19 protein-coding genes and 1 pseudogene are annotated in these 23050 nt (G+C 71.6%); 8 read left to right on the plus strand and 12 right to left on the minus strand.

Going from position 1 to position 23050, the window contains the following annotated elements:
* The first annotated feature begins 85 nt into the window (after positions 1-85).
* Positions 86-1306, plus strand: coding sequence for a peptidylprolyl isomerase (locus OV090_RS50900; protein WP_267707231.1), 1221 nt, complete (start codon positions 86-88; stop codon positions 1304-1306).
* A gap of 297 nt (positions 1307-1603) precedes the next feature.
* On the opposite strand, the gene OV090_RS25610 is transcribed toward OV090_RS50900, so the two are convergent.
* Both OV090_RS25610 and OV090_RS25615 read right to left on the minus strand, forming a co-directional pair.
* Complete coding sequence (locus OV090_RS25610; protein ID WP_267707232.1) at positions 1604-2431, minus strand: hypothetical protein; 828 nt, start codon at positions 2429-2431, stop codon at positions 1604-1606.
* 206 nt (positions 2432-2637) lie between these two features.
* The gene (locus OV090_RS25615; RefSeq protein ID WP_267707233.1) at positions 2638-4116 is read right to left on the minus strand and encodes a BamA/TamA family outer membrane protein; all 1479 of its coding nucleotides are present in this window, start codon (positions 4114-4116) and stop codon (positions 2638-2640) included.
* A 192-nt stretch (positions 4117-4308) separates the two neighbouring features.
* Here OV090_RS25615 and OV090_RS25620 point away from each other — a divergent pair, with 192 nt between their 5' ends.
* Complete coding sequence (locus OV090_RS25620) at positions 4309-6768, plus strand: hypothetical protein (protein ID WP_267707234.1); 2460 nt, start codon at positions 4309-4311, stop codon at positions 6766-6768.
* 156 nt (positions 6769-6924) lie between these two features.
* On the opposite strand, the gene OV090_RS25625 is transcribed toward OV090_RS25620, so the two are convergent.
* Positions 6925-7101 (minus strand): hypothetical protein, encoded by a 177-nt coding sequence (locus tag OV090_RS25625; RefSeq protein ID WP_267707235.1) that lies wholly within the window; start codon positions 7099-7101, stop codon positions 6925-6927.
* Between OV090_RS25625 and OV090_RS25630 the strand changes: the two genes are divergently transcribed.
* A complete protein-coding gene (locus OV090_RS25630; RefSeq protein WP_267707236.1) occupies positions 7100-7972 on the plus strand; it encodes a hypothetical protein in 873 nt (290 codons plus the stop codon). The genes OV090_RS25625 and OV090_RS25630 overlap by 2 nt on opposite strands.
* 76 nt (positions 7973-8048) lie before the next feature.
* On the opposite strand, the gene OV090_RS25635 is transcribed toward OV090_RS25630, so the two are convergent.
* Together OV090_RS25635 and OV090_RS50905 are read right to left on the minus strand one after the other, a co-directional pair.
* Positions 8049-8453, minus strand: a complete 405-nt coding sequence (locus OV090_RS25635; RefSeq protein ID WP_267707237.1) for a hypothetical protein — start codon at positions 8451-8453, stop codon at positions 8049-8051.
* A 104-nt stretch (positions 8454-8557) separates the two neighbouring features.
* A pseudogene (locus tag OV090_RS50905) lies at positions 8558-8989 on the minus strand (NADH:flavin oxidoreductase); the annotation flags it as partial.
* Between the two features lie 172 nt (positions 8990-9161).
* Between OV090_RS50905 and OV090_RS25645 the strand changes: the two are divergent.
* A complete protein-coding gene (locus OV090_RS25645) occupies positions 9162-9536 on the plus strand; it encodes a hypothetical protein (protein ID WP_267707238.1) in 375 nt (124 codons plus the stop codon).
* Positions 9537-9593: 57 nt separating this feature from the next.
* Here OV090_RS25645 and OV090_RS25650 read toward each other — a convergent pair whose 3' ends face one another.
* Both OV090_RS25650 and OV090_RS25655 read right to left on the minus strand, forming a co-directional pair.
* A complete protein-coding gene (locus OV090_RS25650) occupies positions 9594-10262 on the minus strand; it encodes a hypothetical protein (RefSeq protein ID WP_267707239.1) in 669 nt (222 codons plus the stop codon).
* Positions 10263-10350: 88 nt separating this feature from the next.
* Entirely contained in the window at positions 10351-10998 is a 648-nt protein-coding gene (locus OV090_RS25655; protein ID WP_267707240.1) for a hypothetical protein, read from the minus strand.
* A gap of 58 nt (positions 10999-11056) precedes the next feature.
* Between OV090_RS25655 and purE the strand changes: the two genes are divergently transcribed.
* From purE to OV090_RS25675, 4 genes are all read left to right on the plus strand, one after another.
* Positions 11057-11590 carry a 5-(carboxyamino)imidazole ribonucleotide mutase gene (purE, locus tag OV090_RS25660; RefSeq protein WP_267707241.1) on the plus strand — a complete coding sequence of 178 codons (534 nt, stop codon included), beginning with the start codon at positions 11057-11059 and terminating at the stop codon, positions 11588-11590.
* Entirely contained in the window at positions 11583-12755 is a 1173-nt protein-coding gene (locus tag OV090_RS25665; RefSeq protein ID WP_267707242.1) for a 5-(carboxyamino)imidazole ribonucleotide synthase, read from the plus strand. Before purE ends, OV090_RS25665 begins: the two co-directional genes overlap by 8 nt.
* 78 nt (positions 12756-12833) lie before the next feature.
* A complete protein-coding gene (locus OV090_RS25670) occupies positions 12834-13250 on the plus strand; it encodes a nuclear transport factor 2 family protein (RefSeq protein ID WP_267707243.1) in 417 nt (138 codons plus the stop codon).
* 156 nt (positions 13251-13406) lie between these two features.
* Positions 13407-16412 (plus strand): M16 family metallopeptidase, encoded by a 3006-nt coding sequence (locus tag OV090_RS25675; protein ID WP_267707244.1) that lies wholly within the window; start codon positions 13407-13409, stop codon positions 16410-16412.
* Between the two features lie 91 nt (positions 16413-16503).
* Here OV090_RS25675 and OV090_RS25680 read toward each other — a convergent pair whose 3' ends face one another.
* The 5 genes from OV090_RS25680 to OV090_RS25700 all read right to left on the minus strand — a co-directional run bounded on the left by OV090_RS25680 (position 16504) and on the right by OV090_RS25700 (position 23001).
* The gene (locus OV090_RS25680) at positions 16504-17250 is read right to left on the minus strand and encodes a response regulator (RefSeq protein ID WP_267707245.1); all 747 of its coding nucleotides are present in this window, start codon (positions 17248-17250) and stop codon (positions 16504-16506) included.
* Between the two features lie 17 nt (positions 17251-17267).
* Complete coding sequence (locus OV090_RS25685) at positions 17268-18311, minus strand: histidine kinase (protein ID WP_267707246.1); 1044 nt, start codon at positions 18309-18311, stop codon at positions 17268-17270.
* 10 nt (positions 18312-18321) lie between these two features.
* The gene (locus tag OV090_RS25690) at positions 18322-19356 is read right to left on the minus strand and encodes a VCBS repeat-containing protein (protein ID WP_267707247.1); all 1035 of its coding nucleotides are present in this window, start codon (positions 19354-19356) and stop codon (positions 18322-18324) included.
* A gap of 85 nt (positions 19357-19441) precedes the next feature.
* A complete protein-coding gene (locus tag OV090_RS25695) occupies positions 19442-20395 on the minus strand; it encodes a hypothetical protein (RefSeq protein ID WP_267707248.1) in 954 nt (317 codons plus the stop codon).
* Between the two features lie 155 nt (positions 20396-20550).
* On the minus strand, positions 20551-23001 hold the full coding sequence (locus tag OV090_RS25700) for a hypothetical protein (protein ID WP_267707249.1): 2451 nt from the start codon (positions 22999-23001) through the stop codon (positions 20551-20553).
* Between the last annotated feature and the right edge of the window lie 49 nt (positions 23002-23050).

A 23050-nucleotide genomic window follows, 5' to 3' on the forward strand; every position in this document is an offset into this window, starting at 1 on the left:
CCGCGCGAATGCGACGACCGGTCCGCACGGGCACCGCCCGCTTCGCGTCGGCCAGGAGAACAGAATGCTTCGCTTCGTCCCTCGCGTGTCCCTCGGACTTTGTCTCGCCCTCGCCGTCGGCTGCTCGCCGAGCACGCCCACGCCGCAGAAGACCGACGAGAAGGCCGCCCCGGAGCAGCCTACGAAGGCGGCCACGGGCGAGGGCCTGCCGGCGCTTCCTGAAGTCATCGCCACCGTCAACGACGTCGCGATCCCGCTGGCACAGTTCAAGGACATCTACGACCTCAAGGTGAAGAAGTACACCGACCGAGGCCGCGAGATCCCGCCGTCGGCCGACCGGCGCTATCGCAAGTCGATCACCGAGCGCCTGGTCTACAACGAGATCCTCCGCCAGGAGGCCAAGGCCCGCGGCATCGAGGTCGACGCCGCCAAGCTCGCCGAGCGCGAGACGCAGCAGAAGCAGGGCATCAAGGATTGGGACAAGCACCTGCAGCGCCGCGGCGAGACCGAGCAGAGCCTCCGCGACATGTACGTGGCCGAGATCCTCGAGCAGCAGTTCCTCGACAAGGACGGCAAGCTGGCCGTCACTGACGCCGAGGTCGACGAGGAGTACGAGAAGATCAAGCCCAACTACAAGTCGGAGGGCGAGCGGATCCACGCCGCGCACATCCTGATCCCGATCGGCCCGCAGGAGCAGCCGACGGCGATGGGCGAGAAGCCGCCCGAGCCGTCGCAGGAGGAGAAGGACAAGTGGCGCAAGGAGGCGCTGGCCAAGTCCGAGGAGCTGCACAAGAAGGCGACCGCGGCCGGTGCCGACTTCGCCCAGCTGGCCAAGGAGAACTCGGTGGGCCCCAGCGCCGACAAGGGCGGTGACCTCGGGATCTTCACCAAGGACCGCATGGTCGAGGAGTTCAGCGTCGCGGCCTTCAAGCTCAAGCCCGGCGAGATCTCGAAGCCCGTCGAGACCAAGTTCGGCATCCACATCATCAAGATCCTGGCCAAGTACCCGCCCGGCGACCTGCCCAAGGAGGCGCTCGCCGACCAGATCAAGGAGCGCCTCAGCCAGCGCAAGCTGCACCAGGGCCGCCGTGAGCTGAAGGACAGCCTGCTCGCCAAGTACAAGGTCCAGAACAAGATGGAGGAGCTGCTCGGCCCCGACCCGCGCGGCCCGAAGCGCCCGCCGGTCGTCAACCCGAGCGAGATGCCCGCCGGTCACCCGCCGGTCGAGATGAAGGCTCGCGGCCCCGCGCCCACGCCCGCCGGCGCCGACGCGAAGGCGGAGCCCGAGGCCGGCGACGGCGACTGAACTGTCCGCAGGGACAGGTTGCTCGAAGGAGGGCGCGCCGCAGGGCGCGCCCTTTTTTCGTGGTGGGGCGTGATGTCCGGCTCGTCGGGGTGGCGTCGATGCGCGCCATGGGCCTGTGCTGACGAGCATCCTGCCGCAGAAGACTGCCCGCCTCAGGCGGAGCTCGGGCTCGCGCCTCGAGGCCGCAGCCGGCGCGACGCCGCGGCGGCGTTCGGCTCGACGCAGGGCGCTTTGCGTGCAGCGCTGGCATGTCCTTTGGGACATGTCCTGCGGCGCATTGTCCGAAGGACATGCCCTTCAGGGCATCTCGGCGGCCGGGTCGAGGCGGACGATGGCGAACTCGAGCTGGGCGAACCAGGGGTCGGCGCTGGCGGCGGCGGCCTGCTTGACGTCGAGCAGCCAGGTGTGGCCCTCGGCCGCCAGCGTGGACCAGCGCGTCTCGGGCACGGCGACGGTCACGCCGGCGTGGCTGAACTCGAGCTGCGTGAGGTCCTCGGAGGCGTCGTCGCAGCCGGCGACGAACTCGGCGCTGAACGGGTTTGCGACCTCGTCGAGGAAGGTCTGGCCGAATTCCGGATCACCCTGGGCGCCTCCGCTGCCGACCGCCAGCACGAGGCCGTCGGCGTCGACGAGCCGCAGCCACAGGTCGGGCTGATCCTCGAAGACGACGCGCTCGCGGTAGGTGAGGTCGACGCTGTCGCCGACGGCGAGGTCGATCGCCGGGTCGACGACGTCGAGGGTGACCACGTCGGTCGACGGTCCGACACCGTCGTGCTCGCAGTCGAGGGTCAGCGCGAGCTTGGCGGCGTCGAGACCGACGGCGCTCACCGTGCAGGTGCCGTCGCGGTCGACGCTGCAGCTCTCCGGGCCGCACGGCGGGTCGGCCACGCCCCACGCGACGGAGAAGTCCGCCTTGGCGCCGGTGGGCGCCATGCAGCCGGAATTCGGGGCGTCGGTGGTGCCGCCGGTGGGGGCGTCGGTGGTGGCGTCGGTGGTGGTCGGGTCGGTCGCGGCGGTCGTGCCGGTGTCGCTGTCGGTGTCGCCGCCGTTCTTGTCGGGGCAGCCGCTCAGGACGGCGAGGAGGCACAGGGCGCGGGGCCAGGGGCGAAGGGTCAAGTCAGGCATAAGGCGCCCATGTTAGGCAGCCGCGCCAACGGGGCGCAAGTCGGCGGCGATTCGCAGCCCGAGCCGGGCGGCCGGGGCGTGGCGCGGTCGTGCGCGCGGAGCGGGGTGACGGACCGGCTCGCGCGCGCTCGTACGACGTGACCGAAAGACGACGTGGCCTGTCGTCGGGGACATGTGCCTACGGACATGACGCGAGAGCGCGCGGCTCAGAACGCGTGTTCGTTGATGAAGTAGATGCCGAAGCTCTCGCGCGAGAAGCCGGCGTCGAGGCGGAGGACGGCGAAGCGGTCCCAGATCACCTGCAGACCTGTCCCCCCGGACACGTGCCAGTGCTTGGGCAGGTCCTGCATGCGATCGGCGACCACGCCGAGGTCGACGAAGCCCTTGAGGCCGATGCCGAGGGTGTGGCGGCGGACCTTGAGCTCGAGCGGTTCGAAGCGCAGCTCGAGGCTGCCGAAGGCCTTGAGGCGGCCGATGTAGCGGCGGCGCATCCAGCCGCGGCCGGCAGCAGCGCCGCCGAGGCCGTCGGTCGTCAGGAGGCCGCCGAACTCGCCGAGCGGGACCAGCGGGGCGTCACCCCACAGCGCGTCGAAGCTGAGGCGGTGGGCCAGCACCAGCTTGTCGACGCCGAGGGTCCAGTAGGTGCGGAAGTTGGCGGAGAAGCGGCCCCACGCGTCGGTCGAGCCGGTCCAAGGGCCGGCGTTGTCGACGATGACGTCGAACAGGCTGCCCTTGCCGGGGCTCCACTCGTTGTCGCGGCGGTCCCAGGTGAGGCCGAGGCGGATGAGGCCGCGGCGCGCGTTGAGGTCGGCGGCCGGGTGCTCGGCCAGCAGGAGCGAGTTGTCGTAGGCCCGGACGCGGTCGGCGTAGTAGGCGAGCCCGGCGTACGAGCGCAGGAGGCCGGGCGGCTTGTCCCCGCGGGCAGGCAGGAGCCACAGCGGGTGCTGGTAGGTCAGCGAGCCGCCGACGGTGTTGAGGTGGGCCTGGTAGTAGCGGGCCTGGAGGTCGATGCCCTCGAGGTTGTTGTTGTTGCCGATCCCGAAGTACGGGAACACTGGGTCGACGTAGCCGAGCACGCCGAGCTCGAACACCTCCTCGCGGCGCAGGAGATCGCGCAGGCGGATGAAGAAGCTGTGATCCTGGACCTTCTTCAGCGACACCCGCGACTCGAGGATCATGTAGATCCGGTTCGGGTCGCCCTCGTGGCGGCGGTAGGCGTAGGAGATGTTGGCGCCCAGCATGAGGCCGACGCCGGGCTGCGAACGCACGCTCGGCAGCGGCAGCACGCGGTGCGGGCTCTTGCCCTTGCGGATCTGGTACTGACTGGGCGTGGGCGACAGCGGGTGAGTCAACCAGCTCCAGCGCACCCGCTCGCGCGGCGGGAGCGTCGGCGCCGGTCCGACCGGCGGCTTGCCGCCCTCGGGGCGCGCGCCCTCGGGCACCGTGGCGGGCGGCAACGCGGCGGCCGGCACCGCGGACGCAGCGGCCGGCTCGGGCGCTCCGGCGGCGGCGGCGTCCGACTCGAGCGCTCCGCCGGCCGCTGCGTCCGACTTGAGCGGGCCGGTCGGCGGCGGGAGTTCACTGTCCTTTGGGACAGGTTCCTGGACCCACGTCAAGGAATGGCCCGACGCGCGCGCGGCGAAGCACGTGAGGATGAAGAGGACAGTGGCGAGGGGGGTCACCACGGGGCGCGAGGATCCGAGGCTAGCAAAGGCAGGCGCCGCTTTGTCGACGCTCGAAGGGGCAGGCGCAGCTTGATCGACGCGCGCGAGGCTGGGGGCAGGACGGTGCGTCCGGGCGCGTGAGCTCGCGTGCGGGGGGGCGGGCTGGCGGCGCGGTTCCGCTGCGGTCACGCGGCGGTATAGTCGGCGATGATGATGAAGCAGCAGCTTTCGTGGGGACGGGCGCTCGCGGCCCTTGCGCTGGCGGGATGCCCCGGCCCGACCACGGAGACGTCGGCCACGAACGGCACCGCGACGGCCGACGCGACGACCGCGACGGGCTCGACCACGGACGTGACGCCGACCACGTCGGAGGGGACGATTTCGTCGACGAGCGGGACCACCGCGAACCCCACGGAAGAGATCGATCCGCTGCCTCAGGGCCCGATTCAGGCCGGCGTGGCCGTCGGCTACCTGACCGGCCCGGTCGGGGCGTCGATGGCCGGGTTCGGCGGGCGGACCGTCACCAACAGCACGCCGTGGAACCACCTGCTGAACGGCACGTCCGGCTTCTACGGGCTCGGCACGATCAAGGCGATGGTCATCGAGGTCGGCGGCGAGCGCCTGGTGGTGATGAAGACGCCGACGATGAGCTCGGAGCACTCGCTGACCGAGGGCACGATCGAGAAGCTCAAGGCGCTGCACGACATCGACATCACCGGGCGGCTCATCACCGCGGCGACGCACTCGCACCACAACCTGGCCCGCTACTGGCGGCTGCCGGCGCCGCTCGGGTTCGTCGGCGCCGACTCGCCCGACGAGGAGCTGATCGACCGCATGACGACGGCGATGGCCGACGTGATCGCGGCGGCGGTGGCCGACCTCGGGCCGGCGCAGTGGGGCGTGGCCTGGAACGACGACTGGGACCCCGACGACGCGGTGTACCGCGACCGTCGCGGCGAGAACGACCCGACGTACGGCAAGGACGCCCGCCTGACGCTGCTGGCGGTGCGCCGCCCCGACGGCGCGCCGATGGCCACGGTCATCAACTTCGGCATGCACGGCACCGTGTTCGACTCGCCGAACGAGCTGTTCACCGAGGACGCGCCGGGCGGGCTCGAGATGAAGTTCGAGGAGGCGTTCTTCGCCGCCAAGGGCCAGCCGATCTTCGGCATGTTCGCCCAGTCGGGCGGCGGCGACGCGTCCCCCGCGGGCGACAGCCTCGGCCACCCGGAGCCCGCCCGCATCGAGCGGGTCGGCCACGCCGCCGCGCCGAAGATCCTCGAGCTGTACGACGCCATCGAGTGGCGCGACGAGGCGACGCTCGGGGTCCGCTCGCGCCGCGCCGACCTGACGTACAGCGGGATCGGCTACGACGACTACCCCGAGTTTCTGAACTCGCAGGGCGGGCCGTTCCTGTGGGGCGGCTGGCAGTGCAAGGGCGCCGAGGGCGACGTCGACGACGGCAACCCTGCTACCAGCATGGAGGGCAAGCCGAAGAACTGCATGCCGATGCAGGGGCTGCTCGAGTCGCTCGGCGAGAAGGTGCCGCACGGCGAGATCCACCAGACCTACCTGACCGTGGCGCGCCTCGACGACTTCTACATGTTGACGCTGCCGGGCGAGCCGACCGCGTCGGTGATCCAGTACGCGCGCGCCGGCTACGACGAGCGCGCGGTCGACGGCATGGTGTTCGGTTACTCGCAGGATCACCTGCTGTACCTGACGCAGCCCGACGACTGGCTGCAGGGCGGCTACGAGTCGGAGATGAGCCTGTGGGGGCCGCTCTTGGCCAAGTACCTGGTCGACGGCCAGATGACGGTGATCGACTCGCTGATCGCCGGCGACGGCTCGCCGGTGTGGTCGGAGGACTCGCCGGCGCTGTCGGTCGGCAAGTCGTTCGAGCCGCGGGCGCTCGAGGCGAGCGTCGACGCGCCGGGCCTGACGGGCGAACCACCGATGGGGCTCGGGCGCGGCGAGACGCTGCGGATCGCCTGGAACGGCGGCGACCCGGCGCTCGGCGAGCCGCGCGTGACGGTCCAGGTCGACGATGGCGGCGGCTTCGTCGACGTGCAGTCGCCCAGCGGCTGGGCCGGAGCCGCGCTCGACAACACGCGCTATCACATGCTGACCCACTACGCGCCGGTGCCCGAGCCCAACGGCAAGCTGCTCCCCGAGCGCGAGCAGAAGTGGTACGTCGACTGGCAGGTCCCGGCGGACATGCCCGCAGGGACATATCGCCTGCGGATCGCCGGCCGCTCGTTCGACGGCCGGGCGACCGAGGACTACGCGCTCGAGACTGCGCCTTTCGAGGTCACCTTCGCCAAGGAGCACGAGCTGACCGCGGTGCTCGAAGGTGGCGAGTTGAAGCTCGACGTGGTGCGGCCGCCGCCGGCCTACGACCTGGTGAAGACGTGGCCGATCAGCGGCTTCCGCCTGCTCGATCCCGAGGTCGCGGCGGCCGATCCCGTGCATGTGCGAGTGCCGCTGACGCTGACCTTCATCAAGGACAACCTGCCGGTCGGCGACACCCACGAGGTCCCGTACACGCCCGGCGTCGGCCACGTGTTCGACTTCGCGGCCACGGGGCTCGACCCCGACCAACTGTTCGCGCGCGTGCACCTGCAGAGCGACGTCGTACCGGCGTTCATCGAGGTCGAGATCGCGGCGCCGTGAGCGGCGGGGGGCGCCGAACGCAGGTCAGGCCGGCCTCCCTGCGTGGGCGTCGACGGGAGACCGGCGATCCGCTATGCCGATGAGGGTGCGGCGCGCGTGGTTTACGGTGGTAGCGGCGGCGGCGCTGGCCGCCGGCTGTCTCAAACCCAATCCGGCCTACGACTCCGTCGAGACCGACGGCGCCACCGGCGGGTCGACGTCGACGACGACGACCACCACCACGACCGCGAGCACGGGGGTGGTGCCGACGAGCTCGACCGCCACGACCGAGGCCCCCGGCACCTCGGAGGTGACGACGTCGACGGCCTCGACCACGGCGGTCCTTCCGGACATGTCCTCGGGGACAACCGAGACGAGCACCGGCGAGCCGGTCAGCTGCTGGGACCTCGGCATCGACGACTGGGCCGTCGCTACGTTGCCCGTCACGCCGCCCGGCAGCTCGCCGATGCTCTCGCCCGACGCGAAGACGCTGCACTGGCGGGCGTTCCTCGGCAACGAGTGGCACGTGATCCGCTCGACCCGCGACGACCCGTTGGCCGCGTTCCCGCCCGGGGTGTCGTCGTGGCCGTCGTCGAGCTATCAGGCCGACCGCCCGGCGTTCGTCGACGGCACTCAAGAGCTGTTCTTCGACAGCCCCGGCGGCGACATCTACGTGCTGCCGCGCGACGGCGACATGTGGGGCGTGCCGACGGTCGCCGGCGGGGTGAAGGCGTTCGGCAACGGCCAGGAGAGCCACCCGAACCCGACCGCCGACGGGGCGACGCTGCTGTTCCAGCGCGACGATGGCCCGCCGTTCGGGCAGTTCCAGCTCGGCTTCAACTTCTACCAGATCGCCCGCGACCCGCAGATCCACGCGACCTTCCCCGACAACACGCCGCTGAAGGTGACGCCGAGCGACCCGGGCTTCGGCGTGCTCGCCTGTCCCGCGCTGGCGCCCGACGGGCTGCGGCTGTTCTTCGGCGCGTTCGACAGCGAGGGCGGGGGGCAGGGCGATCCCAACGACGGCCGCGCCGGGGTGTGGTTCGCCGAGCGCGACAGCCTCGACGGCGGCTGGCAGACGGTCACGCGCAGCACCTCGCTGCGGGTGGCCGGCTTCGTGACCTGCCCGGTCGCCGTCAGCGCCGACGGCTGCCAGCTGACGCTCCAGCTGTTCACCATCGGCCCCGGCCCGACCGAGATGCGCCTGGCTCGCCGCGGGGGCTGACGCTCGTGCTTTCGGACATGTCCGAATCGACATGTCCGAATGGACATATCCGAATCGACATGCCCGAAGCGACATGTCATCGGCGCCAGCGCGGGGCGACCAGGCGGCGCCGGCCGTCGTGCGAGCGGGCCAGATCGGGCTCGTCGAGCTCGACGCGATCCCACAGCTGGCAGGTGACCTGCTTGTGCTGGGTGTCGAGCGCCTCGCAGTAGTTGGTGAACTTGCAGCGGCGAACCTCGGCGCCGCGGCCGAGGCGGATCTTGAGGAACCAGTCGGGGTCGGCGAGGCTCTGGCGGGCGGCGGCGACGATGTCGGCGTGGCCCTCGGCGAGGATCGCCTCGGCCTGGTCGAAGCTGTGGATCCCGCCGGCCGCGACCACCGGGGTGGTGAGGCCGTCGCCGCGAATGGCGGCCCGGATCGCGGCGGCCAGCGGCACGTTGCGCGCGAACGGGCCGCGCGCGTCGCTGTGGATCGTCGGCATGCACTCGTAGCGCTCGGCCCGGTGTAGGGGTACACCGCCTCGCCGACCTTGGGCTGCTGGGCGTCGTCGAACTTGCCGCCCTTCGACACGCTGACGAAGTCCATGCCGGCAGCCGCGAAGGCGCGGGCGAACTGCGCGGCGTCGGCGAGGTCGCTGCCGCCGGCGATGACCTCGTCGCCGAGCATGCGACAGCCGACCGCCAGGCCGGCGCCGACGCGCGCGCGCACTGCCGCGAGCACCTCGAGCGGCAGGCGAGCGCGACCTGCGATGGTTTCGCCGTAGCCGTCGCCGCGGGTGTTGGTGCGCGAGAGGAAGCTCGCCATCGTGTAGGCGTGGGCGTAGTGCAGCTCGACGCCGTCGAACCCGGCGGCCTCGGCCCGCGCAGCCGCCGCGGCGAACAGCTCGGGCAGGACCCGGGGCAGGTCGCGCACGTGCGGCAGATCGAGGTCGGTCACCAGCTCGCGGTAGCCGTAGTCGAGCTCGCGGCGCTCCCTGTCCGTGAGGACCTGCTCCAAAAGACCTGTCTCGGCGGACATCAGGCGCGCGCGCAGCTCGGCCTCGGGCGCCTCGAGCCAGCGGTCGTCGGCGAGGGCGGCGGCGAGGCGTCGTCGGTGGCCGGCGTCGACGCGCAAGAAGCGGGCGAAGAACTTGTCGGCCCGCGGGCGGCGCTTGACCGCGAGGAAGTCGATCAGCTGGATGAACAGGCGGGTGCGCCCCCCGCTGGCCGCGCGCACTGCCGCGACCAGCTCGGCCAGGCCTTGCACGAAGCGGTCGTCGCCGATCCGCAGCAGCGGGCCGCTCGGGACGTCGCGGATCCCCGTCGCCTCGACCACCAGCGCGCCCGGCTCCCCGGCGGCGAAGCGCGCGTACCAGGCGATCACGTCGGGGGTGACGCGGCCGTCGTCGGAGGCCCGCCACGGCACCATCGCCGGCACCCAGGTGCGCGCGTGCAGGCGACACGGGCCGACGTCGATCGGCGAGAACCACCGGCTCGCGGCCGCCTCCTCGGCGCTCGGCCAGCGCGCCGGCGGGATCGCGTGGCGGATCTTGTCGGGCGGGGTCCACATGGCGAGCCGACTGTAACAGCGCGCCCGTCCCGCCGCGAAGTGACTCAAGGCCGAGCCCGGCGTCGCCGGGAGCTCAGAAGGTGGTGCCGAGGTGGAAGCCGACGATCATCTGATGCACGCTGGCCTGATCGTTGTCGTCGCGCTTGAAGCAGGCCCGATTGCCGCCCTCGGCGGTGCAGACCTCGCGGTGGAAGTTCCAGATGAAGTCGATCTTGCCGCCGAGGAAGAACCGCTGGGTGACGAAGAAGTCGATCGACGGCGCGGTCTTGAGGGCGAAGCCCTGCGAGAACTGGCGGTCGTACGGGAGCACGCCGCCGCGGGCGTTGAACACCTGACGCGAGAAGCCGGGGCCGATCTCGAGGCCGAGGTCGATGCGCCAGATCGGCAGGATGCCGCGGATCACCGCGAAGAAGCTGTTCTGGTACGAGGCCCGGTAGGCGTCGGTGGTGGCGGTCTGGTAGTCGGCGTTGAAGAAGCCGACGTTGTAGGCGGCGCCGATCATGAGGGCGCGGATCGGGCGGAAGCCGAGAGTGAAGCCCATGCCGAACGAGGGCAGGGTGCGGCCGACGACCTCGTCGGTCGACTTGCAGCCGGTCCGGCTCGGGATGCAGAGCGACCCGCCGATCATCATCTCCGCCTGACCGCCGCGGCGCTTCACGTCCGCCGCCCGGGCGGGGGTGGCCACGCTGAGGGTGAGGGTCGCGGCGAGAGCGCACAGCGCGAGGCGGGCAGGGGTCGTCATGCGGGTTGTTTGTGAGGCAGTCGCCGGAAGCGCAAGGCGACGGCCGAACGTGGGCATGACCCGGGCGAAGTCGCGCCGGGGCCGCCGCTCAGATCGTCACGCCGAACATCAGGCCCAGCAGAGAGTGGTGGCCGAACGCGGGCGCGCGCACGGGGCCCTCACAGCGGCCGGGGCTGCATGCCGGGCTGCGATGGAAGTTCATCGTCACGTCCCAGCGCAGGCCGAGGTAGATCCGACGCGTGACGTAGACCGCGAGCAGCGGGGTGACGCGGGCCGCGAAGCCGAGGGTGCCGTAGCGCTGACCGCGGAAGTCGTCGTGGACGTAGGTGGCGACCTGCTGCGAGTAGCCGAGGCCGACCTCGAGCCCGAGGTCGATGCGGCCGACGTCGACGCCGGTGCGCACCACGCCGAAGATGCCCTGGTGACGGGCCGGGCCGTAGAGCGGGCGGCCGCCGAGGATGTCGGTGTACGACGGCCGCAGCAGCCCGAACTCGTAGGACAGGCCGGCCAGCAGCCACGGCCGGAAGCGGTAGCCGACGGTGACGACGCCGCCGGCGTGCGGGGCGGTGCTGCCGTCGACGCGCTTGCACCGCGCCGCGCCGCCCGGCATGCAAAAGGACAGGCCGCCCGCGATATCGACCTGAAGCCCCTTGCGCTTCGGTTCGAGCTCCGCGCCGGCCTCGCTGGCCAGCAGAAATACGAGGCAGGCGGCGACGAACGCGGGCAATTGTGACATCGAGGGGACAAACACTAGTTTTTGTTGTCGTGTTCCACCAGATCTGGATAATCCGCCCATGAGCGCAGGCCCGGACACGATTGGCGAGCAGGCGAGCCCCGTCGACGGCCCGCTGGTCGGTGTGATCATGGGCAGCCGCTCCGACTGGGAGACGATGCGCGAGGCCGCGGCGGTGCTGAAGCAATTCGGCGTGCCGCACGAGTGCCGGGTCGTCTCGGCCCACCGCACGCCCGAGTGGCTGGCCGAGTACGCGCGCTCGGCCGAGGCCCGCGGCCTGGCGGTGATCGTCGCCGGCGCGGGCGGGGCCGCCCACCTGCCCGGGATGGTGGCCTCGGAGACGCGCTTGCCGGTGTTCGGCGTGCCGATCCAGACGGCCGCGCTCGGCGGGCTCGACTCGCTGCTGTCGATCGTCCAGATGCCCCGCGGCGTGCCGGTCGGCACCCTGGCGATCGGCGCCGCCGGGGCCTATAACGCCGCGCTGCAGGCGATCCGGGTGCTGGCGCTGGCCCGCCCGGCGCTCGCCCAGGCGCTGCGCGAGTTCCAGCGGAAGCGCGCCGAAGACGTGCGCAGCGAGGTGCTCCCCGATGCGTGATCCCAAGTCGCCGATCCTCCCCGGCGCGACGATCGGCGTGCTCGGCAGCGGCCAGCTCGGCCGCATGTTCGCGATCGCCGCCCGTCGCCTCGGCTACCGCGTCCACACCTACTCGCCCGACGTCGACACGCCGACCGGCCAGGTCGCCGACCTCGAGCTGCGCGGGCCCTACGACGACCTGGCGGCGGTGCGCGCGTTCGCCTCGGCGGTCGACGTCGTCACCTTCGAGTTCGAGAACGTGCCGGCGGCCACGGTCGAGGCCGCGGCCGCGGTCGCGCCGGTGCGCCCGGCCGGCTCGGTGCTGCACACGACGCAGCACCGCCTGCGCGAAAAGACATATCTCAAAGAACATGGCTTTCCGGTCACCCCGTTCCGCGCCGCCCGCTCGGCCGCCGAGGTCGCGGCGGCGATGGCCGAGGTCGGTCGACCGGCGCTGCTGAAGACGGCGGGGTGGGGCTACGACGGCAAGGGCCAGGTCAAGATCGAGGCGCCCGAGCAGGCGGCCGCGGCCTGGGCGGCGCTGCAGTCCGACGAGGCGATCGTCGAGGCGTGGGTGCCCTACGCCTGCGAGCTGTCGGTGGTGGGGGTGCGCGGGCACGCCGGCGAGACGGCCGTGTACGCGCCGGTCGAGAACCAGCACGTGCGCGGGATCCTCGACCTGTCCCTCGCGCCAGCTCGCGTCGCCCCCGAGGTCGCGGCCGAGGCGCAGGCGATCGCGCGCCGGCTGCTGGAGTCGCTCGCAGTCGTCGGCGTGCTGTGCGTCGAGTTCTTCTGCCTGCCGGGCGGCGCGCTCCTCATCAACGAGCTGGCTCCGCGGCCGCACAACTCCGGGCACCTCACGATCGACGCGTGCGTGACCTGTCAGTTCGAGCAGCAGCTGCGGGCCGTGTGCGGCCTACCGCTGGGCTCGACGGAACTGCTGCGCCCGGCGGCGATGGCCAACCTGCTCGGCGACGTGTGGCAGGGCGGGACGCCCGACTGGGCCGCCGCGCTGGCGCTGCCCGACGTCAAGCTGCACCTGTACGGCAAGTCGGAGGCTCGCGTCGGGCGAAAGATGGGCCACCTGACGGCCCTCGGCCCCACCGCGGAGGGCGCGGCCGCGCGCGTGCTCGAAGCGCGCGCGCGCCTCACCCGCAGCCCCGAGATCCCCGACTCGCGCGGCTGACCGCTCGCTCGATCCGGACCAGGTCGAGCATCGTTCCGCCCGAGCCGGCGGCGGCGGCGGCTGCTATATCTGCCGCAGATGAGCGACGCGCTGCTGGCCGCCAACCGTCGGTTCTACGAGGCCTTCTCTCGCGCCGACCTGAGCGCGATGGACGACGTGTGGGCTCGGGTGGTGCCGGTGACGTGCGTGCATCCGGGCTGGACTCCGCTGGTCGAGCGCGAGGAGATCATGGAGAGCTGGCAGGCGATCCTCGCCGGCTCCGCGCCGCGGGAGATCGAGTACGGCGCCGCCGAGGCGTTCCCCGGCGAGGACATGGGCTACGTCATCTGCGCCCAGACGATCGGCGACACCGAGCTGGTGGCCACCAACATCTTCGTGCGCGAGGACGGCGAGTGGAAGATGGTGCATCACCACGCGGGTCCGGTGGTGCGGCGTCGCGGCGGTCGACCGCCGTCGGGACCGGTGGGCGGCACTTCGGGACAGATGCCGAACTGACGGGCCTGCCCGCCGGTGCGCGCGCGGGTCCGCGGCCCGCCGCGCGCGCGTGATCGACGTCTCGCCGCGCCGCGCCGCCTTACCGTGTTCGTGCGGCCCCGGGCGGACGTGCGGGCGATTGCAGCGGCGTAAGATGCAGATCTTCGGATCGCCTCGATGTCCACGCTCGTCTCGCGCCTGTTCGGCGCCTTCGTCCTCAGCGCCGTCGCCTGCAAGACCGCCACGACCTCCACCACGACCCCGCCCGGCGAGGTCGCGAAGGCCAGCCCCGAGGCGATCCGCGAGGTCATCCTCGCCGCCTCCGATCTGCCGCCGACCCACGGCGCGTTGCCCGACGATCCGCTGGCGGTCTCGGTGCATCGGCTGTCGAACGGGCTGACCGTGTACATCAGCACCGATCGGCAGAAGCCGCGCTTCGACGCTTGGATCGCCGTGCGCGCCGGCAGCCGCTCCGACCCCGCGAACTCGACCGGGCTCGCGCACTACCTCGAGCACATGCTGTTCAAGGGCACCGACGAGCTCGGCACCCTCGACCACGCCGCCGAGGCGCCGCACCTGGCCCGCATCGAGCAGCTCTACCGCGACCTGCGGGCGACCACCGACGCCGACAAGCGCAAGCAGCTGTTCGCCGAGCTCGACGCCGAGAATCAGAAGGTCGCGGCCACGGCGATCCCCAACGAGTTCGACCGCGTCTACGCCGAGCTCGGGATCTTCGGCGTCAACGCCTTCACCTCGTTCGACCAGACCGTCTACATCGTCGACGTGCCGAGCAACCGCTTCGACGTGTGGGCCGACGTCGAGGCCGAGCGCTTCACCGATCCGGTGTTCCGCCTGTTCTTCACCGAGATGGAGGCGGTCTACGAGGAGAAGAACCTGTCGCTCGACAACCCGTGGGTGCGGACCTACTACGCGACCGCGCGCAACCTGTTCCCGCGCCACCCGTACGGCACGCAGACGACGATCGGGGAGATCGAGCACCTCAAGGTGCCGGCCTACCAGGACATGGTCGACTACTTCGAGCGCTGGTACGTGCCGAACAACATGGCGGTGGTGCTGGCCGGCGACATCGACCCCGAGACCGTGTTGCCGAAGCTCGAGCAGACGCTCGGCAAGCTCGAGACGAAGGTGCTCGAGCCGCTCGACCCGGGCTCGCGGAAGCCGATCGAGGCGCGCGTGCAGACGGACGTGATCGCCGAGGGCGAGCAGGAGGTCGTGCTGGCCTGGCAGACGAGCGCGGCCGACCACGCCGACGAGCCGGCGCTGACGGTGATGGACTGGCTGATGGACAACAGCACCAGCGGCCTGCTCAACGTCGAGCTCGAGCTGAGCCAGAAGGTCCCGTCGGCCTCGGCGGGCGGCACGTTCCTGCAGGCGGCCGGGTGGTTCACGGTGCGCGCCCAGCTGCGCGACGGCCAGACCCACGAGCAGGTCGAGGCGCTGCTGCTCGGGGTGGTCGAGAAGCTCAAGCGCGGCGAGTTCACGCCCGAGGACGTCGCGGCGATCGTGCTCAACCAGGACATCGCGGACAAGCGGGCCCGCGAGAGCAACGACTTCCGCGCGCGCAAGATGACCGACGCGTTCATCCAGCGCCGCTCGTGGAAGCACATGGTCGCGCGCGATCGCAAGATCCGCGCGGTCACCCGCGACGACGTCATCCGCGTCGCCAACACGTACCTCGGCAAGAACTACAGCGCGGTCCACCGCCGCGCCGGCAAGCCCGAGGTCGCCAAGATCGACAAGCCGACCCTGACGCCGGTCGAGCTGCACCCCGAGCGGCACAGCGCGTTCGCCGAGGCGGCGCTGAAGCGGCCGGCCAAGCAGCTCGATCCGGAGTGGCTGGTCGAGGGCACCCACTACGCCCGCGCCGAGCTGCCGGGCGGGCCGCTGGTCGCGGCCAAGAACGGCCGCAACGACCTGTTCTCGCTGACCTACCGGTTCGAGCGCGGGCATCAGCGCGAGCGCATGTTGTGCCACGCGCTCGACGTGGTCGAGCAGTCGGGCGCCGGCGAGCTGTCGGCCGAGGCGCTGAAGAAGAAGCTGTTCTCGCTCGGCACCGCCGTCCGCTTCTCGTGCGACGCGCACGAGAGCGCCATCACCGTCGAGGGCGTCGACGCCAACATGGAGCAGAGCCTGGCGCTGGTCGATCGCTGGCTGCGCGAGGTGAAGATCGATCCGGTCGTGCTGCGCGGGATCGCCGACAACGTGATCAGCACCCGCCGCGACGCGATGGAGGACCCCGACCAGCTGGCCGGCGCGCTGGCCGACTACGCCATCCGCGGCAAGGACAGCGAGTACCTGCAGGCGCCGACCAACGCGCAGATCGCCGCCGCCAGGCCGGACGCGCTGGCCCGGCTGGCCCGCGACTTCCTCGATCACCAGCACAAGACGCTCTACTTCGGCCCGCGCGCCGCGCCCGAGGCCGCCAAGACGGTCGCGCTCGGCAAGAACCACCGCAAGCTGCCGCTGCGCCCGCCGGTGACGTACCGCAAGGTGACGAAGCCGACGCTCTACTTCACCCACCGCGACGTCGCCAAGTCGACGATCGCGGTCGCGCTGCCGTCGCGCGCGCTGACCCGCGAGCAGCGGCCGGCGGCGCGGATGCTCAGCGAGTACCTCGGCGGCGGCATGAACACGCTGCTGTTCCAGGAGATGCGCGAGGCCCGGGGGTTGGTCTACTACGCGTGGGGCGTGCTGTTCGCCGGCTCGCGGCCGACCGACGCGTGGGCGCTGCACGGCGGGCTCGGCACGCAGTCGGACAAGACCTCGGAGGCGCTCAAGGTGTTCTTCGAGCTGCTCGGCCGCCCGCTCGACGCGGTGCGCCTGGGCTCGACGCGGGCCGCCATCGAGCAGGAGTACCGCAGCAGCCGCGTCGACCCGCGCGCGAGCGCGTGGATGGTCCACGCCTGGGACGAGCTGGGCGAGAAGTCCGACCCGCGCCCGTGGGTGTGGCAGACGATCGGGGCGATGACGCAGGAGCAGCTGCAGGGCTTCGCCACGAGCTTCGCCACGGTGCCGCCGATCGTCGGCCTGGTCGGCAACCGCGAGCGCGTCGACCTCGAGGGGCTGAAGAAGATCGCCGACGTGGTCGAGGTCGCCCCGGCGGCGCTGTTCTCGTACGGCAGCTTCCCCAAGGCGCAGGCGGGCGCGGTCGCGGCGCGCTGAGTGTCCGCGAGGGCATGTCGCAGAGGGCATGTCGTGCCGGGCATGTCCTATCCGGCATGTCTCGGAGGACATGTCCGAAGGCACAGTAGTTTCAGCCGCGGCGGCCGAGCAGGGCCTGGACGCGGTGGCGGTGGCCCCGACTGGTGGTGAGGCTGGTGCCGTCGCGCAGGACGACCTCGTAGTCGCCGCCGAGCAGGCTGCGGACCTCGTGGATCCGCTCGACGCGGACGATCGTGGAGCGGTGGATCCGGGCGAAGCTGCGCGGGTCGAGCTCGGCCTCGAGGGTCGAGATCGACTCGCGCAGGACGTGGCTGGCCGCGCCGGCGTGGACGACCACGTACTTGCCGGCGGCCTCGATCCAGTCGATCTCGGCCAGCGGGACGAACAGGGCGCGGCCGCCGTCGTGGATCACCAGGCGCTCGGGACGGGCCGGGGCGCGCTCGGCCAGCAGGGCGGCGAGGCGCGCGTCGAGGCCGTCGCCGGCGGCGTCGAGGCGGGCGACCGCGCGAGCGAGGCGCCGGTCGTCGAACGGCTTGAGCAGGTAGTCGAGGGCGTGGACCTCGAAGGCCTGCACCGCGTAGCGATCGTGGGCAGTGACGAACACGACCCTCGGCATGCGTGCGGCGCCGACGGCGGCGACGACCTCGAAGCCGTTCATCTCCGGCATCTGCACGTCGAGGAAGACGACGTCGGGGGCGAGCCGGTCGATGGCGCGCACGGCCTCGGCGCCGCTGCGGCACTCGCCGACCACGGCAACTTGCGGGTGCGCGGCCAGCATCTCGCGCAGGAGGTCGCGCGCCAGCGGCTCGTCGTCGACGATCAGCGCCCGGATGGCCATGTGGGTCGGCATCGAGGTTACCCGCGGCGAAACGGCAGGTCGATGTCGACGAGCGTGCCGCCGTCCGGGTGCGGCGCGAGCGAGAAGTGGTGGTCGCCGGGGTAGGACTTCTCGAGCCGCGCGCGGGTGTTGCCGAGGCCGACGCCCTCACGCGCGCGCGGCGAGAGGCCGGCCCCGTCGTCGCGGAGGCGGAGCAGCAGGCGATCGCCGCGGCGGCGGGCCGCGAGGCCGACCGTGCCGCCGCCGGCCCGCGGCTCGACGCCGTGGCGGATCGCGTTCTCGACCAGCGGTTGCAGCAGCAACTTCGGTACGCGCGCGGCATGGGCCTCGGGATCGACGTCCAGGGTGATCGTGAGGCGATCGGCGAAGCGGGTCTTCTGGATGTCGAGGTAGAGGCCGAGGATCTCGAGCTCGCGCGCGAGCGGGACGTCGTCGTCGTCGTCGTCGAGGGAGACCCGCAAGAGCTCGCTGAGGCCGGCGATCATCCGCCGCGCGCCGGCGACGTCGCGGGTCATCAGCGCCGAGACCGCGTGCAGGGTGTTGAAGAGGAAGTGCGGGTGCAGCTGCATGCGCAGGCGGTCGCGCTCGGCGCGGACGAGCGCGGCCTCGAGGGCGGCGGCGCGGCGGTCGGCGTCGCGGCGGAAGGCCAGGGCGTGGGCGACGGCCACGAGGGCGGCGTAACCGACGAGGTGTGGGCCGACGGCCCGCGGGATGGTCTGGCGCACGCGTTCGAGCAGCTCGCCGAGAGGCGCCGCGTCGACGCTCACGAGCGCGGCGAGGACGACCCCGAGGAGGATGTGGGCCAGGGCCAGCGCGACGCCGACGCCGAGCAGGATGAGTACGTGACGCGCGCGGCCGGGGCCGACCAGCGGGAAGCGCCGCGCGGCGAGGAAGGCGAGCGGCGCGAGCGGGAGCCACGGGGCGAAGGTGAGCAGCTCGCCGGCGAGGATGTCGGCGAGCGGCGCGGCGCGATCGACGAGGCGCAGCGACAGCCAGGTCTTGGCGGCGAACACCGCGACGATGGCGAGCCACAGGCCGAGAGCGCGGAGCACGGGGCGCACGACGGCCATGTTACTTGCGCAGGAGCAGGCGGTCAGGGCTGTCGAAGCCGGTGAGGTAGAGATCGAGGTCGCCGTCGCCGTCGTAGTCGGCCGCCTCGACCTCGACGCCGGCGCCGATCGCGGTGGCGGGCAGGTGGGTCTCGGTGACGTCGGTGAACACGCCGGCGCCGTCGTTGAGGCGCAGTCGGTAGCGCTTGCCGGCAGGGATGATGGCCTGCACGAGGTCGAGGTCGCCGTCCTTGTCGATGTCGACGAGGTCGGTGTCCATGGTCCACCACTTCTCGACGCCGAGCCGCTCGAGGGTGGCGTCGGTGAAGGCGCCGGCGCCGTCGTTCAGCAGCAGCCGATCCTGCGGATCGCGGCCGGGGATGAAGCCGACGTTGGAGAAGTAGAGGTCGAGATCGCCGTCGCCGTCGAGGTCGCCGAGATCGGCGTTGCGGGTCTCCTCGGGCTTCTCCGGCGACGGGAGGCGGCCGTCGGTGGCGTCGGTGAAGTTGCCGGCGCCGTCGTTGAAGAACAGGCGGTTGCCGTCCTCGTTACCGAGCACGAGGTCGAGGTCATGGTCGCCGTCGAGGTCGGCGAGAGCGACGTCCTGGGTGACATCGGTGGCCGGGGCGATCCGCACCGCCGACTCGTCGCTGAACACTGCGGCGCCGTCGTTGACGAAGATCCGCTCGGCGCCGTCGCAGCCGAACACGAGGTCGAGGTCGCCGTCGCCGTCGATGTCGGCGGCGGCGACCGCGTTCGACTTGCCGAGCTGCGGCAGGCGATCGGAGGCGTCGACGAGCTGAGCGTGGCCGTCGTTGAGGTAGAGCTCCTTGGCGGCGTCGTCCTCGCTGGCGACGACGAGATCGAGGTCGCCGTCGCCGTCGAGGTCGGCGACTGCGATGCCCTCGTGATCGTGGACGGCTTGCGGGATCCGCTCGGAGGCGTCGGTGAAGTGACCTGTCCCATCGTTCAGGAGCAGGGCGTTGGGCTGCCACTCCTTGGCGAGCAAGAGATCGAGGTCGCCGTCGCCGTCGAGGTCGGCGGCCCGCGCCTCCATGGTCTGGCCGGTGGTGGAGGGACCGGGGAGAGTGGAACGACCGCGGCGGCGGCACGAATCGACGCGGGCGCGGAACGAGGCGCTACTAGCGAGGGCGCGCCCCGTCCTCGACGATCCGCTCGATCACGCGGCCGCGGCGCAGGGCGGCTTCCCACGAGGACCGCATGGGCTTGCGCTGATACAGCAAGTAACGCGGTTGGCCGGCCACCTGGAGCGCCACGGCCATCGGACCCTCGTCCTGATAGGGCTCCGAAGCGGCGGTGACCGAGAGCACCGGGACCCGGGCGAACGCCAGCCGATCCTGGGCGTCGGTGACTTGCGGCGAGAAGTGATGGGCGCCGCCGAGGCGAGCGACGCGATCGCCCGCGGCGAGCCGCGCTCCGAGGTCGCGCTCGAGCTCGGCGCGCGCCAGCAAGGGACGACGCGGGACGGCGAAGTGATCGCCGAGGTCGTCGAGCCAGGCGCTGGCGAACACGACGTGGCCGGTGTCCTGGCCGACGAACCCGCGCTGCGGAGCCCGCTCCAGATCGGGGTGCGTCAGCCACGAGGCCTGCTCGCCCGGAGCGATGCCCAGGATCAACTCGCCGAGGTGATCGGCAGCGAGCGGGCGGATCGGGTGCTCGGAGGGGGCGAACCGGCGATCGACGCGGACGAGCTCGCAGGTGTGCGCGACCGGGTGCCGATCTGTCCGTGGGGACAGGCGAACCTCGCCGCGCACGAGGTCGAGGTGGGCGAGGTCGCCCGGCGTCGCCAGCTCGCACGCGACGTACTCGGGCGCGGTGAGGGAGCGTCGCAAGCCGCGCCAGTACGGCTCGGTCGGCGCGCGCAGGACGAGCAGCTCGTCGGGCGAGGGATCGAGCGAGAATTCCGGCGCGGCAGGGCGCGCGGGAGCCTCGACCGCCGGCGTTCCGGGGTCCGCAGCGGCGGGAGGCTGGGGCTCAGGGTGCCGCGCCGGTTCCGGCGCAGAGGCAGGCGCAGCCGGCTCGGCGCGTTCCGGCGCGCAGCCGGCGAGGACGAGGAGCGCGAGTGCGAGGCGCATGCAAGGTCCGCTACGCGCTGCGACCGCGCGATGTTCCAGGGAGCTGCGCCTGCGTCCTCTGCCAGCGCGCCGAGGGGGCGACATGCCGCTCGCTGGACGTCACGAGCCCGCAGCGGCGGCGCTGCGGGCTCGGGCGAGTCAGCGGCTCGCGCCGATCACAGGGTGTTGCAGTGACCCTCGAAGCAGGCCTGACCGGCGCCGCAGTCGGCATGCTCGGCGCACTCGACTCCGGCGGAGCACAGGCCGAATACGCAGATCTGGCCGGTGTCGCAGTCCTTGTTCTTGACGCACATCTTCGGCGCGAAGCACTCGCCGAACAGGCAGAACTCGTTGGCGGCGCACTCGGCGTTGGTCGTGCATTGCGGCGAGCCGGTGCACACGCCGGCCTGGCAGGTCTGGCCGGTCGCGCAATGGGCGTCGGTCTGGCAGTCACCGATGAAGGTGCAGGTGCCGGCGATGCAGACCTCGTCGAGGGTGCATTCGTCGTTGCTGACGCACACGGGCGGCGGAGCGTCGACGCACTGCTGGTTGGCGTCGCAGATCTGGCCGACCGGGCAGTCGTCGTTGTCGATGCACTGCGGCGGCGGAGCGTCGACGCACTGCTGGTTGGCGTCGCAGATCTGGCCGACCGGGCAGTCGTCGTTGTCGATGCACTGCGGGACGATGGGGACGCACTGCTGGTTGGCGTCGCAGATCTGGCCGACCGGGCAGTCGTCGTTGTCGATGCACTGGGGGACGATGGGGACGCACTGCTGGTTGGCGTCGCAGATCTGGCCGACCGGGCAGTCATCGTTGTCGATGCACTGCGGAGGCGGAGCATCGACGCACTGCTGGTTGGCGTCGCAGATCTGGCCGACCGGGCAGTCATCGTTGTCGATGCACTGGGGGACGATGGGGACGCACTGCTGGTTGGCGTCGCAGATCTGGCCGACCGGGCAGTCGTCGTTGTCGATGCACTGCGGAGGCGGAGCGTCGACGCACTGCTGGTTGGCGTCGCAGATCTGGCCGACGGGGCAGTCGTCGTTGTCGATGCACTGCGGGGGCGGAGCGTCGACGCACTGCTGGTTGGCGTCGCAGATCTGGCCGACCGGGCAGTCATCGTTGTCGATGCACTGAGGGACGATGGGGACGCACTGCTGGTTGGCGTCGCAGATCTGGCCGACGGGGCAGTCGTCGTTGTCGATGCACTGGGGGACGATGGGGACGCACTGCTGGTTGGCGTCGCAGATCTGGCCGACCGGGCAGTCGTCGTTGTCGATGCACTGCGGCGGCGGGGCGTCGACGCACTGCTGGTTGGCGTCGCAGATCTGGCCGACCGGGCAGTCGTCGTTGTCGATGCACTGCGGCGGCGGGATCAGCTCGCACAGCTTGGTCTGCTGGTTGCAGAACTGTCCCGGAGGGCAGTCGACGTCGGCCATGCAGATGGGAGGCGGCGGGTCCTGGCAGTCGCCGTCGACGCACAGCTGACCGGGCGGGCAGTCGACGTCCTCGATGCACTCGGGCGGGAAGAAGCACACGCCGTTGATGCACTGCTCGCCGGGCGGGCAGTCGGCGTCGCTCATGCACAGCTGGCCGGGGATGCACACGCCGCCCTGGCACTGCTGCCCGGGCGGGCAGTCGAGGTCGGTGTTGCAGCCGGCGATCGGGACGCACTGGCCGTTCTCGCACTCGTTGCCGGGCGGGCAGTCGGCGTCGATCTGGCACATGCCCCCGGGGACGCACTGGAAGTCGATGCACTGCTCGCCGGGGTCGCAGTCGGTGCTGTCGAAGCAGAACTGGGCCTGGCAGAAGCCGTTCTCGCACACCTGGTTGGGCGGGCAGTCGGCGTCGATGCTGCACTCGCCCTGGACGCAGGCGCCGTCGATGCAGACCTCGCCGAACGGGCACTGGTCGTTGCTGAAGCACTCCGGCTGGCAGAAGTTGTCGACGCAGACCTGGCCGAAGGGGCAGTCGAAGTCGTTCTCGCACTGGCAGAAGTCGCAGCCGACCGGGACGCACTGGCCCTCGACGCACTGCTGCTCGAACGGGCACTCGAAGTCGAACTCGCACTCGCCGGCGGAGGAGCATTCGCCGTTGATGCAGACCTGGCCCTCGGGGCACTCGAAGTCGTTCTGGCAGGCGGGCGGGTCGACCGGGACGCACTGGCCGTTGCCGTCGCACTCGGTGCCGACCGGGCAGGGCGGGCAGGTCGGCGGCGGGCCCTGGCACACGCCCATGTCCTCGCCCTCGGGGATGACGCAGATCGTGCCCGGGGGGCACTCGAGGTTGTCGTCGCACACCTGGGGCCCGACGCACTCGTAGTTGAGGCACTTTTCGCCGTCGGGGCAGTCGTCGTCGACGACACACTCGCCGCCGACCTCGATGCACACGCCGTCCTGGGCGCAGATGTAGCCGGTGCCGCAGTCGGCGTCGCTGGCACAGGGGCCGAGATAATCGCTGCGGCCGCAGCCCACGGCCACCAGCAGGCCGAGGGTGAAGCCGCGGAGCCACTCGCTGACGGGCAGCGGTCGGGCCTGTGTCGTGCCGCCCGCCGACGCGAGCGCCTCCGACGAACCGTTCAAACCTTCCGCGCGCGCGACGCGGAACCATCGAGAAAGCGAAGTCATGGCGTAAGCTCCGGCGGGACCCGCCATGACGACTGTAGAGCCCGGCCCG

This window comes from Nannocystis sp. RBIL2 (assembly GCF_026626745.1).
Lineage (GTDB): Bacteria > Myxococcota_A > Polyangia > Nannocystales > Nannocystaceae > Nannocystis.

Bases quoted from the DNA above. Each gene is read 5' to 3' on its own strand.
- OV090_RS25610 (WP_267707232.1), bottom strand. From the start codon at position 2,431: ATGCCTGACTTGACCCTTCGCCCCTGGCCCCGCGCCCTGTGCCTCCTC.
- OV090_RS25620 (WP_267707234.1), top strand. From the start codon at position 4,309: ATGAAGCAGCAGCTTTCGTGGGGACGGGCGCTCGCGGCCCTTGCGCTG.
- OV090_RS25670 (WP_267707243.1), top strand. From the start codon at position 12,834: ATGAGCGACGCGCTGCTGGCCGCCAACCGTCGGTTCTACGAGGCCTTC.
- OV090_RS25630 (WP_267707236.1), top strand. From the start codon at position 7,100: ATGTCCTCGGGGACAACCGAGACGAGCACCGGCGAGCCGGTCAGCTGC.
- OV090_RS25690 (WP_267707247.1), bottom strand. From the start codon at position 19,356: ATGGAGGCGCGGGCCGCCGACCTCGACGGCGACGGCGACCTCGATCTC.
- OV090_RS25625 (WP_267707235.1), bottom strand. From the start codon at position 7,101: ATGTCCGGAAGGACCGCCGTGGTCGAGGCCGTCGACGTCGTCACCTCC.
- OV090_RS25655 (WP_267707240.1), bottom strand. From the start codon at position 10,998: ATGTCACAATTGCCCGCGTTCGTCGCCGCCTGCCTCGTATTTCTGCTG.
- OV090_RS25695 (WP_267707248.1), bottom strand. From the start codon at position 20,395: ATGCGCCTCGCACTCGCGCTCCTCGTCCTCGCCGGCTGCGCGCCGGAA.
- OV090_RS25665 (WP_267707242.1), top strand. From the start codon at position 11,583: ATGCGTGATCCCAAGTCGCCGATCCTCCCCGGCGCGACGATCGGCGTG.
- OV090_RS25635 (WP_267707237.1), bottom strand. From the start codon at position 8,453: ATGCCGACGATCCACAGCGACGCGCGCGGCCCGTTCGCGCGCAACGTG.
- OV090_RS25680 (WP_267707245.1), bottom strand. From the start codon at position 17,250: ATGGCCATCCGGGCGCTGATCGTCGACGACGAGCCGCTGGCGCGCGAC.
- OV090_RS25650 (WP_267707239.1), bottom strand. From the start codon at position 10,262: ATGACGACCCCTGCCCGCCTCGCGCTGTGCGCTCTCGCCGCGACCCTC.
- OV090_RS25700 (WP_267707249.1), bottom strand. From the start codon at position 23,001: ATGACTTCGCTTTCTCGATGGTTCCGCGTCGCGCGCGCGGAAGGTTTG.
- purE (WP_267707241.1), top strand. From the start codon at position 11,057: ATGAGCGCAGGCCCGGACACGATTGGCGAGCAGGCGAGCCCCGTCGAC.
- OV090_RS25675 (WP_267707244.1), top strand. From the start codon at position 13,407: ATGTCCACGCTCGTCTCGCGCCTGTTCGGCGCCTTCGTCCTCAGCGCC.